Origin of the sequence: Streptomyces sp. SAT1 (assembly GCF_001654495.1) — a bacterium.
Lineage (GTDB): Bacteria > Actinomycetota > Actinomycetes > Streptomycetales > Streptomycetaceae > Streptomyces > Streptomyces andamanensis.
Map to the genome: position 1 here is coordinate 5,242,109 of NZ_CP015849.1, position 15,051 is coordinate 5,257,159.

The 15,051-nt window shown below is 72.5% G+C and carries 13 protein-coding genes; 10 read left to right on the forward strand and 3 right to left on the reverse strand.

The features are described from left to right. Positions 1-13 precede the first annotated feature (13 nt). The 6 genes from coaD to mutM all read left to right on the forward strand — a co-directional run bounded on the left by coaD (position 14) and on the right by mutM (position 4,515). Complete coding sequence (coaD, locus tag A8713_RS22750) at positions 14-493, forward strand: pantetheine-phosphate adenylyltransferase (protein WP_064535451.1); 480 nt, start codon at positions 14-16, stop codon at positions 491-493. A 98-nt stretch (positions 494-591) separates the two neighbouring features. Further along, the gene (locus tag A8713_RS22755) at positions 592-1,722 is read left to right on the forward strand and encodes a hypothetical protein (RefSeq protein ID WP_064535452.1); all 1,131 of its coding nucleotides are present in this window, start codon (positions 592-594) and stop codon (positions 1,720-1,722) included. Between the two features lie 158 nt (positions 1,723-1,880). Continuing rightward, on the forward strand, positions 1,881-2,534 hold the full coding sequence (locus A8713_RS22760; RefSeq protein WP_064535453.1) for a YceD family protein: 654 nt from the start codon (positions 1,881-1,883) through the stop codon (positions 2,532-2,534). 2 nt (positions 2,535-2,536) lie between these two features. After that, on the forward strand, positions 2,537-2,710 hold the full coding sequence (gene rpmF, locus A8713_RS22765) for a 50S ribosomal protein L32 (RefSeq protein ID WP_003951102.1): 174 nt from the start codon (positions 2,537-2,539) through the stop codon (positions 2,708-2,710). A 7-nt stretch (positions 2,711-2,717) separates the two neighbouring features. After that, positions 2,718-3,542 (forward strand): ribonuclease III, encoded by an 825-nt coding sequence (rnc, locus tag A8713_RS22770; RefSeq protein ID WP_107440688.1) that lies wholly within the window; start codon positions 2,718-2,720, stop codon positions 3,540-3,542. Between the two features lie 112 nt (positions 3,543-3,654). Then, positions 3,655-4,515 (forward strand): bifunctional DNA-formamidopyrimidine glycosylase/DNA-(apurinic or apyrimidinic site) lyase, encoded by an 861-nt coding sequence (gene mutM / locus A8713_RS22775; RefSeq protein ID WP_064535455.1) that lies wholly within the window; start codon positions 3,655-3,657, stop codon positions 4,513-4,515. Positions 4,516-4,536: 21 nt separating this feature from the next. On the opposite strand, the gene A8713_RS22780 is transcribed toward mutM, so the two are convergent. Next, positions 4,537-4,932, reverse strand: a complete 396-nt coding sequence (locus A8713_RS22780; RefSeq protein ID WP_064537657.1) for a winged helix-turn-helix transcriptional regulator — start codon at positions 4,930-4,932, stop codon at positions 4,537-4,539. 403 nt (positions 4,933-5,335) lie between these two features. Next, positions 5,336-6,541, reverse strand: coding sequence for a CAP domain-containing protein (locus A8713_RS22785; RefSeq protein WP_064535456.1), 1,206 nt, complete (start codon positions 6,539-6,541; stop codon positions 5,336-5,338). Positions 6,542-6,711: 170 nt separating this feature from the next. On the opposite strand from A8713_RS22785, the gene A8713_RS22790 reads away from it, so the two are divergent. The 4 genes from A8713_RS22790 to A8713_RS22805 all read left to right on the forward strand — a co-directional run bounded on the left by A8713_RS22790 (position 6,712) and on the right by A8713_RS22805 (position 13,087). Beyond that, positions 6,712-6,993 carry an acylphosphatase gene (locus A8713_RS22790; RefSeq protein ID WP_037888800.1) on the forward strand — a complete coding sequence of 94 codons (282 nt, stop codon included), beginning with the start codon at positions 6,712-6,714 and terminating at the stop codon, positions 6,991-6,993. 379 nt (positions 6,994-7,372) lie between these two features. Next, a complete protein-coding gene (locus tag A8713_RS22795; RefSeq protein ID WP_018567931.1) occupies positions 7,373-7,576 on the forward strand; it encodes a hypothetical protein in 204 nt (67 codons plus the stop codon). A gap of 270 nt (positions 7,577-7,846) precedes the next feature. Then, positions 7,847-11,470: a chromosome segregation protein SMC gene (gene smc / locus A8713_RS22800; protein ID WP_064535457.1), complete on the forward strand. Its 3,624-nt coding sequence runs from the start codon at positions 7,847-7,849 to the stop codon at positions 11,468-11,470. Between the two features lie 198 nt (positions 11,471-11,668). Continuing rightward, entirely contained in the window at positions 11,669-13,087 is a 1,419-nt protein-coding gene (locus A8713_RS22805; protein WP_064535458.1) for a sugar porter family MFS transporter, read from the forward strand. Positions 13,088-13,477: 390 nt separating this feature from the next. On the opposite strand, the gene A8713_RS22810 is transcribed toward A8713_RS22805, so the two are convergent. Continuing rightward, positions 13,478-14,944 (reverse strand): cytosine permease, encoded by a 1,467-nt coding sequence (locus A8713_RS22810; RefSeq protein ID WP_064535459.1) that lies wholly within the window; start codon positions 14,942-14,944, stop codon positions 13,478-13,480. Positions 14,945-15,051: the final 107 nt, after the last annotated feature.

Below are 15,051 nucleotides of genomic sequence, written 5' to 3' on the forward strand. Positions count from 1 at the left end.
CGAGGGATCTCAAGTGCGCCGCGCCGTCTGTCCCGGGTCGTTCGACCCGATCACCAACGGACATCTCGACATCATTGCCCGCGCCTCCCGCCTGTACGACGAGGTCTACGTGGCGGTGATGATCAACCAGTCCAAGAAGGGCCTGTTCGGGATCGAGGAGCGCATCGACCTCATCCGCCAGGTCACCGCCGACTACGGCAACGTCCGCGTCGAGTCCTTCCACGGCCTTCTCGTCGACTTCTGCAAGCAGCGCGACATCCCGGCCATCGTCAAGGGCCTGCGCGCGGTCAGCGACTTCGACTACGAACTCCAGATGGCCCAGATGAACAACGGCCTCTCCGGCGTCGAGACCCTCTTCGTGCCCACCAACCCGACGTACAGCTTCCTGTCGTCCTCCCTGGTCAAGGAGGTCGCGGCCTGGGGCGGCGACGTCGCCCACCTGGTGCCCGACGTGGTCCTGGAGCAGCTCACCGCACGGCTGCGGCGCGACTGAGCGCCTGACGTCCCGTCACCCGGTGTCCGGCGGCCGCCGCGTGGTCGTACAGTCGTCCCGTCCTTACCCGCACATCGGTAGAGAGTGGCGAGCACACCGTGGACGTGCAGAAGAAGCTCGACGAGATCGTGAGCACGGTCTCCGGCGCCCGGTCCATGCCCATGTCGGCGTCCTGCGTGGTCAACCGCGCCGCCCTGCTCGCCCTGCTCGAAGAGGTGCGCCAGGCCCTGCCCGGCTCGCTCGCGCAGGCCCAGGAGCTGATCGGCGACCGGGACCAGATGGTCGAGGAGGCGCGGCGCGAGGCCGAGCGGATCATCGAGTCCGCGCACGCCGAGCGCGGCTCGCTGATCTCCGACACCGAGGTGGCCCGCCGCTCCCAGGCCGAGGCCGACCGGATCCTCACCGAGGCCCGCCAGGAGGCCGAGGAGGTGCGCGCCGAGGCCGACGACTACGTCGACTCCAAGCTCGCCAACTTCGAGGTGGTCCTCACCAAGACCCTCGGCTCGGTCGGCCGCGGCCGGGAGAAGCTGCTCGGCACCGGCCCCGGCCTGACCGAGGACGGCTACGAGGACGAGGACGCCCCCGAGCGCAGCCACGACCCGGAGACCCTGCGCCGGGACGCCGACGCCTACGTCGACCTCAAGCTGGGCGCCTTCGAGGCCGTGCTCGCCAAGACGCTGGAGGCCGTCGGCCGCGGCCGGCAGAAGCTGCACGGCCGGATCGCCACCGACGACCTCGGCGCGCTCGCCGACGACACCGGCACCGTGCAGCACTCCAGCGACGCCGACTACCTGGCCGGTCTCGCGGAGACCAGCCCGGCCCCCCTCGCCCCCCTCGCCCCGCCCGCCGCGCCCGCCGAGGCCCCGGCCGCGCCGCCGCAGCCGGTCTACGAGCCGCAGCCGGCCTACGGCTACCCGCAGACCGCGCAGCCCGACCCGTACGGCGGCTACCAGCCGGCCTACGCCGCCCAGCAGGACCCGTACGGCTACCAGCAGCAGGCCGACCCCTACGGCTACCAGGGCTACGACGCGCAGCAGGCCGGCGGCTACGACCCGAACCAGCCCCAGCAGCCGCACGAGCCCCACCAGACCCAGCAGCCCCACCAAGGCCAGCAGCCGCAGCAGGGCCACGCGCAGCAGGGCTACGCGCTCGACGAGACCAGCCTCTTCGACACCGGCATGATCAGCGCCGAGCAGCTGCGGGCGTACGAGCAGGGCCGCGGCCTCTGAGGGTCCGACCGGCCCGCGGGCCGGTCAGGAGGCCGGATTGGGCCGTGAGCGAAAGGTCCAGTATCCTGGCTCTTCGGTCGCGCGTAAGTGCGCGGTCAGCGCTGCCCGGGAGCACCACCGGGGCGGCGTCCCTCCGAGTTCGGAAACCGAAAGCAGGAATGGCTCACAACGCCCGCCTCGACCACCGCAACCCTCTCGTGTTCGACACACATGAGCTGGGGCGGCGTCCTGGTGCGCTGCAACGCCAGACCCGCGAGATCCCGGCCCCCCGGGACCTCGGTATCCACGGAGTGATCGGAGTGCCGGAAGGCGCCCCGGTCGCCCTCGAACTCCGCCTCGAGTCGGTCATGGAAGGTGTGCTCGTCACAGGCACCGCCCGTGCACAGGCCGAGGGGGAGTGCGTAAGGTGTCTGGAGCCGGTCGGGCTGGAGCTCGAAGCGGACTTCCAGGAGATGTTCTCGTACCCTGACGCCGACGACCGGGGCCGCGTGATCGCGGAACCGGGCGACGACGCCGAGGACGACGAGGACAGGCTCCTTCTCGAGGACGGACTCTTCGACCTCGAACCTCTGCTGCGCGATGCGGTGGTGCTCGCACTGCCGATGCAGCCGGTGTGCCAGGAAGACTGCCCGGGTCTGTGCTCCCAGTGCGGAGCACGGCTCGCGGACGACCCGGACCACCACCATGACGCCGTCGACATCCGTTGGGCGGCTTTGCAGGGACTCGCCGACACCACGTCGGACGGCGAGAAGGACGAGATGAGCGGCGGCGCGCCTCAGTCAGCACGCGCCGACGAGAAGCAGGAGAAGTAGCCGTGGCTGTTCCGAAGCGGAAGATGTCGCGCAGCAACACGCGCCACCGCCGGTCGCAGTGGAAGGCTGCGGTCCCCACCCTGGTTGCGTGCGAGCGCTGCCACGAGCCCAAGCAGCAGCACATCGCGTGCCCGTCTTGCGGCACCTACAACAAGCGCCAGGTCCTCGAGGTCTGAGCGGCTGGTGAGAGGCACCGTGTCCACGGCTAAGAAGAACGCTTCCCGCGCAGGCGGGAGTGGCCCATCGGACAACACCGCCTCGTCCCACACGCTTCTGGAAGGGCGGCTCGGCTACCGGCTCGAGTCCGCCCTTCTGGTGCGCGCGCTGACCCACCGTTCCTACGCGTACGAGAACGGCGGCCTGCCGACGAACGAGCGGCTGGAGTTCCTCGGTGACTCCGTCCTCGGTCTCGTCGTCACGGACACGCTGTACCGCACCCACCCCGACCTGCCCGAAGGCCAGCTGGCCAAGTTGCGGGCCGCGGTGGTCAACTCGCGTGCGCTGGCGGAAGTGGGCCGCGGACTCGACCTGGGTTCCTTCATCCGGCTCGGCCGCGGTGAAGAGGGCACGGGCGGCCGGGACAAGGCATCGATCCTCGCCGACACCCTCGAAGCGGTGATCGGCGCGGTCTATCTCGACCAGGGCCTCGAAGCGGCCTCCGAACTGGTGCACCGCCTGTTCGACCCGCTGATCGAGAAGTCCTCCAACCTGGGCGCCGGCCTGGACTGGAAGACGTCGCTCCAGGAGCTGACCGCGACCGAAGGGCTCGGCGTCCCCGAGTACCTGGTCACGGAGACCGGCCCCGACCACGAGAAGACCTTCACTGCTGCCGCCCGCGTCGGAGGCGTCTCGTACGGCACCGGCACCGGCCGCAGCAAGAAGGAGGCGGAGCAGCAGGCCGCCGAGTCCGCCTGGCGGTCCATCCGGGCCGCGGCGGACGAGCGCGCCAAGGCGGCCGAGGAGGCCGCCGCCGCACAGGACGCCGACGCGTCCTCCGCCTCCGCCTGACAGAGCACAGCACCCGAGCGCCCGCCCCCACCGGTTCCCCGGCGGGGGCGGGCGCTCGGACCGTCCACCGGAGCGGACCGTACGGTCCCCACGGTCCTGCACGGGGGTCCCGATGCCCGAGTTGCCCGAGGTCGAGGTCGTCCGCCGCGGACTGGAGCGCTGGGTCGCCCACCGCACCGCGGCCGACGTCGAGGTGCTGCACCCGCGCGCCGTACGCCGCCATCTCGCGGGCGCCGACGACTTCGCGCACCGGCTCAGGGGCCACCACATCGCCGTGCCCCGCCGGCGCGGCAAGTACCTGTGGCTGCCGCTGGAGGAGACCAACCAGTCCGTCCTGGCCCACCTCGGCATGAGCGGCCAACTGCTCGTACAGCCGCAGGAGGCGCCCGACGAGAAGCACCTGCGCGTCCGGGTCCGGTTCGCCGACTCCCTCGGCACCGAACTGCGCTTCGTGGACCAGCGCACCTTCGGCGGCCTCTCGCTGCACGACAACACGAGCGACGGACTGCCCGACGTCATCGCGCACATCGCCCGCGACCCCCTCGACCCGCTGTTCGACGACGAGGCGTTCCACCAGGCGCTGCGCCGCAAGCGCACCACCATCAAGCGCGCCCTGCTCGACCAGTCGCTGATCAGCGGAGTCGGCAACATCTACGCCGACGAGGCGCTCTGGCGGGCGCGCGTCCACTACGAGCGCCCCACCGCCGCCTTCACCCGCCCCCGCACAGCGGAACTCCTCACCCACATCCGGGACGTGATGAACGCGGCCCTCTCCGTCGGCGGCACCAGCTTCGACAGCCTGTACGTCAACGTCAACGGCGAGTCCGGCTACTTCGACCGCTCCCTGGACGCCTACGGGCGCGAGGGCCTGCCCTGCCGGCGCTGCGCCACCCCGATGCGCCGGCGCCCCTGGATGAACCGCTCCAGCTACTACTGCCCCAAGTGCCAGCCCGTGCCCCGGAGCCGGGCCTGAGCCGCACCTGATCCCGGCCGGTCAGGCGCCGCGGGAGTCGTAGGCGGCGCGCGCCGCGAGCACCTCGTCCATCCGGTCCTCCACACAGTGGATGAGGGCGAGCAGCCGCCCCGCGACCTCCCGGCCGAGCGGGGTCAGCTCGTAGTCCACGCGCGGCGGGCTCGTCGGCTGCGCCTCCCGGTGCACCAGCCCGTCCCGCTCCAGCGCGTGCAGCGTCTGCGACAGCATCTTCTCGCTCACACCGTCCACCCGGCGGCGCAACTCGTTGAACCGCAGCGACCCCTCGGACAGCGCCCCCACGGTGAGCGCCCCCCACCGCCCCGTCACATGCTCCAGCGTGCCGCGCGAGGGGCACGCCTTGGCGAACACGTCGTACGGCAGGTCCTGCTCCGCGGTGCGCTCCTGCGTGATGCCCATGACACGAGCGTACGCGACCGGCCCGCGCGGCCACGGCCCGCGGACCACCACGGATCACGGACCGAGCGGACTCCGGTCGAACCAGCCCCGGGAGACGCTGTGGAGGATCGGGGGTTCCTCGCAGGTCTGGGCCACCCGGATCCGCCCGGCGAGGGCGTCCGGCCCGGTCGTGCTCCCCGGACAGCCCGGGGACGTCGTCGCGGAGCATGTACGTCGTCGAAGAGCCGTCGAGCAGCGTCAGACCGCGCTCCGGTGTCGCGGCCGGCACGACGAACACCCCGAGCACCGTCGCCAGACCGGGCTCTCGCTCCGCCACCGCCGCGCCGCCCCGCTTCTCCGCCGACGGAGCCCCCGCCCTTCCAACACGGACGGCCCCGGCCGCCCCTCGCGCGCGGGGTACCGCTCAGTAGCCGAAGTCCTGCGTCCACCAAGGGCCGCCCGCGCCGAAGTGCGCGCCGACGCCCAGGGTGGTGAAGCGGCAGTTCAGGATGTTGGCGCGGTGCTCGGGGCTGTTCATCCAGGCGGACATGACGTCCTCCGGGCCGGACTGGCCGCGGGCTATGTTCTCGGCGCCGAGTCCGGCGATCCCGGCCTTCGCCGCGCGGTCCCACGGGGTCGCGCCGCCGGGGTCGGTGTGGGCGAAGAAGCCCTGGCCGGCCATGGCCCTGCTGTACGTCTCGGCCAGCGCGGTCAGCGCGCTGTTCGCGGCCACCGCGCCGCATCCCGCCTTCGCCCGCTCCAGGTTGACCAGACGCACCACCTCGGCCTCGGCCGCCGCCTCGGCGGACACCGTCACCGGAACCTCGGTGGGACGCGGCGCCGGAGCCGCCGCGCGCGGCGGGGTGCTCGGGCGCGGGACGGGAGCGGTGGTGGTCCCGGCGGGGGCGGGGGCGCTCGTCGGGGCGGTGGCGGGCGGTGCGGCGGCCCTCTGCGGCGGTGTCTCCCGCGCAGGGGCGATCGCCGTGTCCGGGATCGAGGCGGAGGGGGAGGCGGGAGCGGGAGCTGAAGCGGGCGCGGCAGGCGTGGCAGGGGCGGAAGGTGTGGCAGCGGACGGGGACGGCGGGGGCGTGCCGTCGGTGCCGCGGCTCGGGGCCGGGCCCGGTCCGGGGGCCGCCGGGCGGGTGCCGGGGAGGGCGCTGCCCCAGGTGCCGCCCTGCTCGCTCGCGCCGTTGGACGGGGCTCCCGCCGAGGGCGCCCTGTCCGCCCCGGAGGTGCTGCCGCCGCCGAGCCGGTACTCGTGCAGCCCCGGCACCACACCCGCCGCGACCGCGACCGCGCCCAGGGCGAGGGCCGCCGTGACCCCGAGCAGCCCGGCCCGCACCGGGACCCAGGGCCGCCCGCGACGGCGGCGGCCGCGCCGCGGGTCCGGAGCCGGGGCGGCGGCAGTGCCGTCAAGGCCGGGCGGGAGCGGCACGGTGCCCGTGGCTCGTGCGTAGTCGTCGCCCGTCGCGTAGAGGTACCGCTCGGCCCTGGCGTCGACGGCGGCGTACGGGTCCGGGACCGGAGGCCGCTCGGGGCCGGGCGCGCTGCCGGTCCCCGCCGTACCCCCGTCCCGCGTGGCGCGGTGCGTGGCGGAGCGGCCGGCGTCCGAGTGTCGGTGCCGTCCCATGGTGCTGGCCTTCCTCGTCCCTGCGGCCGCCGCGCGCCCTGAGCCGTCGCGGTCAACCCATCTCACTCGATCGAGTGAGTTTCATATGAAATGCATCGGGTCGGGACGGTACCTCATGGGTCCGGGGACCCGGCCTGCCCGGGGGGACGGCGCCCGGCTAGGTTGCAGGCATGAGTGAGGAAGCACGGCTGGTCGCCTGGGTGCGGGGCCATGTCCAGGGTGTCGGGTTCCGCTGGTTCACCCGGGCCGCGGCCCTGGAGATCGGCGGACTGAGTGGTTTTGCTCTCAATCTCGCCGACGGGCGGGTGCAGGTGGTCGCCGAGGGGCCCCGTACCGCCTGTCAGAAGCTCCTCGACTGGCTGGAGGGCAGCGACACGCCCGGCCGCGTCGACGGTGTCACCGAGATCTGGGACACACCGCGCGGGGGCTACGACGGCTTCGCGATCCGCTGAGCCGGTCCGCCCGGACCCGCCGCCCGGCCCGGCCCGCAACCGCCACCGGCATCTGCCCGCGCGGAAAAGGGCAGGTGGCTGCCGAGAGAGGCTTGCCGTGACCTGCCGCGCAGGGCAGGATGACGGCCATGCCCCCCGGGGCCCGCAGGAGCCGCAGCGCCACCGATCCCCGGTCGCGCGCCCCCGGGACGCCCGTCGATACGGGGTGTGATCGTGTTGACCGTCAAACTTTTTGGTGAGACGCTGAAAGCCCGCGCACCTCAGCTGTTTGGCATGGAAGAACGGCAGTGAAAACTCAACAGTGCCAAGCACCAAGGGTGCGAATCCCTCACGACCCACACCGATTCGGTCGGTCACTCAGTGTGGAGGACCATCCATCATGGCAAAGGCGCTTCTCGGTTACGTCGGCGGCTCCGACCCTCGACTCCTCGCCGAGATGCGACGGCTCCAGCAGCGCGTCCAGGACCTGGAATCCGAGCTCGTAAGGATCCAGGCGGAGAACGACGCGCTGGCGGCTGCCGCTTCTCACGACAGGATCATGGAGCGCGTCGACGCACACCAGGCGGAGCCTGCGCTCACCTGATCACTGCATCGACACCGCGACACAGTGGTTGGGCTGCCCGTGTCAACCGCTCAGTTGTCAGAAGTTGCAAGGGACGCTTCGGCGTCCCTTCTTTCTTTCCGGCCCCGCCCTTCCCCCCCCGAGCCCCCGCTCCGAGCCCCCGCTTTCGTTGCCCCCACACACCCTTTCAGGCTCTTCAACGTCTGGTGTGCCCTTGATGTACAGAGGCGAAACCGCGCGGTTGCGAGGGTTCACGAAGTGAGATAGCGGCGGCGGGTAGAGTGCGACGGCGTGCACCTCAAAGCCCTGACCCTGCGAGGCTTCAAGTCGTTCGCCTCGGCGACCACGCTCCGGTTCGAACCGGGCATCACCTGCGTCGTCGGTCCGAACGGCTCGGGCAAGTCCAATGTCGTGGACGCGCTCAGCTGGGTGATGGGCGAGCAGGGCGCCAAGTCGCTGCGCGGCGGCAAGATGGAGGACGTCATCTTCGCCGGCACCACCGGCCGCCCGCCGCTGGGCCGCGCCGAGGTGTCCCTGACCATCGACAACTCCGACGGCGCCCTGCCGATCGAGTACGCCGAGGTCACCATCACGCGGATCATGTTCCGCAACGGCGGCAGCGAGTACCAGATCAACGGCGACACCTGCCGGCTGCTGGACATCCAGGAACTGCTGTCCGACTCCGGCATCGGCCGCGAGATGCACGTCATCGTCGGCCAGGGCCAGCTCGACTCCGTCCTGCACGCCGACCCGATGGGCCGCCGGGCCTTCATCGAGGAGGCGGCGGGCGTCCTCAAGCACCGCAAGCGCAAGGAGAAGGCGCTGCGGAAACTGGACGCGATGCAGGCCAACCTCGCCCGCGTCCAGGACCTCACCGACGAACTGCGCCGCCAGCTCAAACCGCTGGGCCGCCAGGCGGCCGTCGCCCGCCGCGCCGCCGTCATCCAGGCCGACCTGCGCGACGCCCGCCTGCGCCTGCTCGCCGACGACCTCGTACGCCTCCAGGAGGCACTGAGGGCCGAGGTCGCCGACGAGGCCGCGCTGAAGGAGCGCAAGGAGCACGCCGAGGCCGAACTCCGCCGGGCCCTCCAGGGCGAAGCGCTCCTGGAGGACGAGGTCCGCCGCCTCACCCCGCGCCTGACCCGCGCCCAGCAGACCTGGTACGAGCTGTCCCAGCTCGCCGAACGCGTCCGCGGCACCGTCTCCCTCGCCGACGCCCGCGTCAAGAGCGCGACCTCCGCGCCCGTCGAGGAACGGCACGGACGCGACCCCGAGGACCTGGAGCGCGAGGCCGCCCGCGTCCGCGAGCAGGAAGCCGAACTGGAAGCGGCCCTGGAGGCCGCCGAACGGGCCCTCGACGACACCGTCGCCCACCGCTCCGAGCTCGAACGCGAACTCGCCGCCGAGGAACGCCGCCTGAAGGACGCCGCCCGCGCCATCGCCGACCGCCGCGAGGGCCTGGCCCGGCTCAGCGGCCAGGTGAACGCCGCCCGCTCCCGCGCCGCCTCCGCCCAGGCCGAGATCGACCGCCTGGCCACCGCCCGCGACGAGGCCCGGGAACGCGCCGTGCACGCCCAGGAGGAGTACGAGGCGCTCAAGGCCGAGGTCGACGGCCTCGACGCCGAGGACCACGAACTCGCCGACCGCCACGAGAGCGCGAAGGCCGCGCTGGCCGACGCCGACGCCGCGCTCACGGCCGCCCGCCAGGCCGCCACCGCCGCCGAACGCGAACGGGCCGCGACCCGGGCCCGGCACGACGCCCTCGCGCTCGGCCTGCGCCGCAAGGACGGCACCGGCGCCCTGCTCGACGCCCGCGACCGGCTCACCGGGCTGCTCGGCCCGGCCGCGGAACTCCTCACCATCACCCCCGGCCACGAGATCCCGCTCGCGGCGGCCCTCGGCGCCGCCGCCGACGCCCTCGCGGTCGCGAACCCCGCCGCCGCTGCGGAGGCCCTGCGCCTGCTGCGCAAACAGGACGCGGGCCGCGCCGCCCTCCTGCTCACCGGCGCACCCGAGGAGCCCGGCACCGCCCCCGGCCCCGGCACGGACGGCCTGCCCGCCGGGCAGCGCCGCGCCGCCGATCTCGTGCGCGGCCCCGCCGACCTCATGCCCGCCGTCCGCAGACTGCTGCGCGGCGTCGTCGTGGTCGGCACCCTGGAGGACGCCGAGGACCTCGTCCACGCCCGCCCCCACCTCACCGCCGTCACCGCCGAGGGCGATCTGCTCGGGGCGCACTTCGCGCAGGGCGGCTCGGCCGGGGCGCCCAGCCTGCTCGAAGTCCAGGCGTCCGTGGACGAGGCCGCGGCCGACCTCGCCGACCTCGACCTGCGCTGCGCCGGGTCGGCCGAGGCCGAGCGGCTGGCCGGTGAGCGGCGCGAGGAGTGCGCCGCGCTCGTCGAGGAACTGGGCGAACGCCGCCGCGCCGCCGACCGCGAGAAGTCCGCCGTCGCCCAGCGGCTCGGCCGGCTCGCCGGCCAGGCACGCGGGGCCGCCGGGGAGGCCGAGCGGTCCACGGCCGCCGCCGCCCGCGCCCAGGAGGCCCTGGACCGGGCCCGCCAGGAGGCGGAGGAACTCGCCGAACGGCTCGCCGTGGCCGAGGAGAGCCCGGTCGAGGAGGAACCCGACACCTACACGCGCGACCGCCTCGCCGCGGACGGCGCCAACGCCCGGCAGACCGAGATGGAGGCCCGCCTCCAGGTCCGTACGCACGAGGAACGCGTCAAGTCGCTGGCCGGCCGGGCGGACTCCCTGGACCGGGCCGCCCGCGCCGAACGCGAGGCACGCGCGCGTGCCGAGCGGCGGCAGGCCCGGCTGCGCCACGAGGCGGCCGTCGCCGCCGCCGTCGCGGCCGGTGCCCGCCAGTTGCTGGCGCACGTCGAGGTCTCGCTGACCCGTGCGGAGCGGGAGCGGAGCGCGGCCGAGGCCGCCAAGGCCCTGCGGGAGCAGGAGCTGACCGCCGCCCGCGCCGCCGGCCGCGACCTGAAGGCCGAACTCGACAAGCTGACCGACTCGGTCCACCGCGGCGAGGTGCTCGGCGCCGAGAAGCGGCTGCGTATCGAGCAGCTGGAGGCCAGGGCGCTGGAGGAGCTGGGCGTGGAACCGGCGGGCCTGGCGGCGGAGTACGGGCCGCACCAGCCGGTGCCGCCCTCGCCGCCCGCCGAGGGGGAGGAGCTGCCCGAGGACCCCGCGCACCCGCGCAACCGGCCCCGCCCCTTCGTCCGCGCCGAGCAGGAGAAGCGGCTGCGCGCGGCGGAGCGCGCCTACCAGCAGCTCGGCAAGGTCAATCCGCTGGCCCTGGAGGAGTTCGCGGCGCTGGAGGAGCGGCACAAGTTCCTCAGCGAGCAGCTGGAGGACCTGAAGAAGACCCGCGCCGACCTGCTCCAGGTGGTCAAGGAGGTCGACGAGCGGGTCGAGCAGGTCTTCACCGAGGCGTACCGGGACACCGCACGCGAGTTCGAGGGCGTCTTCGGGCGGCTCTTCCCGGGCGGCGAGGGCCGGCTCGTGCTGACCGACCCGGACAACATGCTCACCACGGGCGTGGACGTCGAGGCGCGCCCCCCGGGCAAGAAGGTCAAGCGGCTCTCCCTGCTCTCCGGCGGCGAGCGGTCGCTGACGGCGGTGGCGCTGCTGGTCTCCATCTTCAAGGCCCGGCCCAGCCCCTTCTATGTGATGGACGAGGTCGAGGCGGCCCTCGACGACACCAACCTCCAGCGGCTCATCCGCATCATGCAGGAGCTCCAGGAGGCGTCCCAGCTCATCGTGATCACGCACCAGAAGCGCACGATGGAGGTGGCCGACGCCCTCTACGGCGTCTCCATGCAGGGCGACGGCGTCTCCAAGGTGATCAGCCAGCGGCTGCGTCAGGGCTGTCCGGCCCCGGACGGGCGGCCGCGTGCCGCCGCGACTTCGGGGTAGTCGGAGCATGTCCCGCCAGTTGATTTCAAAGCTTGAACACAGCTCGTCCGGCGGGCCGGTCAATTTCACAACAGATCGACTATTGACTTCGAGAGTTGAAGGCATAGTCTCTGCAACGTTGCTTTCGCCTTCAGGTCTCAAGACCTGGAGGGGCTGACCCCACCCCGGCAGCGTTGCCGGTGTGCCCGAGGAGTACACGTGACCAGCACAGCGCAGGCGCCGACGCCAGGAGCCGGTACGGCCCACCCCGATCATCTCGGGCATGTCATCTTCATCGCGGCGGCGGCCGCCATGGGCGGGTTCCTGTTCGGCTACGACAGCTCCGTGATCAACGGCGCCGTCGAGGCCATCCGGGGCCGCTACGACATCGGCTCCGCCGCGCTGGCCCAGGTCATCGCCATCGCGCTGATCGGCTGCGCCATCGGCGCCGCCACCGCGGGCCGGATCGCCGACCGCATCGGCCGTATCCGCTGCATGCAGATCGCCGCGGGGCTCTTCACCGTCAGCGCCGTCGGCTCGGCCCTGCCCTTCGCCCTGTGGGACCTGGCCCTGTGGCGCATCATCGGCGGCTTCGCCATCGGCATGGCCTCCGTCATCGGCCCCGCCTACATCGCCGAGGTGGCCCCGCCCGCCTACCGCGGCCGGCTCGGCTCCTTCCAGCAGGCCGCGATCGTCGTCGGCATCGCCATCTCGCAGCTGGTCAACTGGGGCCTGCTGAACGCCGCCGGCGGCGACCAGCGCGGCAAGCTGATGGGCCTGGAGGCATGGCAGGTCATGCTCGGTGTGATGGTGATCCCGGCCGTCCTGTACGGCCTGCTCTCCTTCGCCATCCCCGAGTCCCCGCGCTTCCTGGTCTCCGTGGGCAAGCGCGAGCGCGCCAAGGAGATCCTCGAAGAGGTCGAGGGCAAGGACGTGGACTTCGACGCGCGCATCGCCGAGATCGAGCACGCCATGCACCGCGAGGAGAAGTCGTCCTTCAAGGACCTGCTCGGCGGCGGTTTCTTCTTCAAGCCGATCGTCTGGATCGGCATCGGCCTGTCGGTCTTCCAGCAGTTCGTCGGCATCAACGTCGCGTTCTACTACTCCTCGACGCTGTGGCAGTCGGTCGGCGTCGACCCGACGCAGTCGTTCTTCTACTCCTTCACCACGTCGATCATCAACATCATCGGCACCGTGATCGCGATGATCTTCGTCGACCGCATCGGCCGCAAGCCGCTCGCGCTCATCGGCTCGGCCGGCATGGTCGTCGGACTCGCCCTGGAGGCATGGGCCTTCTCCTACCACCTGGTCGACGGCAAGCTGCCCGCCACTCAGGGCTGGGTGGCCCTGGTCGCCGCCCACGTCTTCGTCCTCTTCTTCGCCCTGTCCTGGGGCGTGGTCGTGTGGGTCTTCCTCGGCGAGATGTTCCCGAACCGGATCCGCGCCGCCGCCCTGGGCGTGGCCGCCTCCGCCCAGTGGATCGCCAACTGGGCCATCACCGCGAGCTTCCCGTCGCTGGCCGACTGGAACCTCTCCGGCACGTACGTGATCTACACGGTCTTCGCCGCGCTCTCCATCCCGTTCGTGCTGAAGTTCGTCAAGGAGACCAAGGGCAAGTCCCTGGAGGAGATGGGCTGAGCCGCCCCGCCCGACAGGCCCCCGATCCCGAGGAGACGGGCCAAGTCCCCGCTGCCGTCTCCTCGTACCGTCCGCCGCCCCGGTCCGCTTTCCGCCGGACCGGGGCGGCGGTGTCGCGTCCTGGGCCGGGGGGCTCGGTGCCTTCGCCGGTGGCGGGGCGTCGGGGCGCAGGGGCCGGGACGTACGGAGGGTGCGGCGCCCGGCTCCGGGCACGGAGCGCGCACGACGCTTCCGTGACCGTCACACCGCCGCCCCGCCTGCACGCCACCCCGCCGGGACGCCCCCGGGCCGACGGGAAGACAACGTCCCCTCCACCGATTCCGGACGGTGAAGGGGACGGAACGAGCCGATGCGGGGCATGACCCGGCTGACGGCCGACGGCCGAAGGGTCTAGGCGGACTGCCGCTCCCGCCGGCCGGCGGACTCCGCGCCCGCCGGGGCCGGGGCCTGGGCCGCCGGGACCACCGCCGGCTTGGGCAGGGCCAGGTACAGCAGACCGGAGATCACGATGGTGGCGACCCAGCCGAGGCCGTACTCGCCGACGACGTTGTTGTGGGCCAGCGGGCCGGTGAACCAGTCGGAGGTGGTGAACATCAGACCGGCGGCCAGGCCGATCGCCCAGGAGGCGACGGCGGCGGGGGAGAAGCCGCCCCTGTACCAGTAGGCGCTGGTGCGCGTGGTGTCGGCCATGGCCGCGCCGTCGTACTCGGTGCGCCGCAGCATGTCCGCGCCGAAGACGCCCACCCACGCGGAGAAGGCCACCGCGAGCAGTGACAGGAAGGCGATGAAGGAGCCCATGAAGCTCGTCGCCACCAGCATCAGCACCCCGCCGAAGGCCAGCGAGATCACGGCGTTGACCGAGACCGCCCAGTGCCGCGGCACCTTGAAGCCGAGGGTCTGCGCGGTGAAGCCCGCCGAGTACATCGACATCGAGTTGATCAGCAGCATGCCGATCAGCGCGATCAGCAGATACGGCACCGCGATCCAGGTCGGCAGGATCTCGCCGAGGAAGGAGACCGGGTCGGAGGCCGAGGCCAGGTCGGGCGTGGAGACCGCCATCACCGCGCCCATGAGCACCATCGGCAGGACGACGATCCCGGCACCGCCCACCGAGGTGCCGACGATCGCCCTGGAGGAGGCGGTGCGCGGCAGATAGCGGGTGAAGTCCGGCGCGGTCGGGATCCAGCTGACGCCGCCCGCCGCGATCATGCCGATGCCGGTGATCACCGCGGCCGTGGAGCCCGCGGAGTGCGCGAACACCTTCGACCAGTCGGTGTCCACGATCAGATAGACCAGCACCAGCACGGAGAAGAGGCCGAAGAGGTAGGTCGCGTACTTGTTGCACTTCTGCACGGCGCCGATGCCGAGCCCGGAGATCGCGAAGGTGGCGACGACGAAGGCCAGCAGCGTCACCAGGTCCAGCACGCTGTCGGCCGTCAGGCCGAACACGATGTCCAGGATGCTGAGCATCGCGTAGGCGCCGGTCACCGCGTTGATCGTCTCCCAGCCCCAGCGGGCGACCCAGATCAGCGAACCGGGCAGCAGGTTGCCGCGCTGCCCGAAGACCGCGCGGGACAGCGCCATGCCGGGCGCTCCGCCGCGCTTGCCGGAGATGCCGATCAGTCCGACCAGACCGTAGGAGACGACGGGCGCGGCGACGGCCACGACGAGCGCCTGCCACAGATTGAGGTGGTACGCCACGACGAGGCTCGCGCCCATCGTGAGCAGCAGCACGCTGATGTTGGCGCCGACCCAGGTGGGGAACAGCTCGCGGGTCCTGCCGGTGCGCTCGTGATCGGGCACCTGTTCGATGCCGCGGGTTTCCAGGGCGCCTTCGACCTCGGCGGTCTTGCTCATGGGGAAGGTCCGTGCCTCGTTCGTGGGGGAGTGTCTGTGTGTGCGTGTGGGGGGAGAGGCGCACTCCGTGCTCGGGAGGGGAGTGGCGGGCGCCGTCCGCAGGCGGC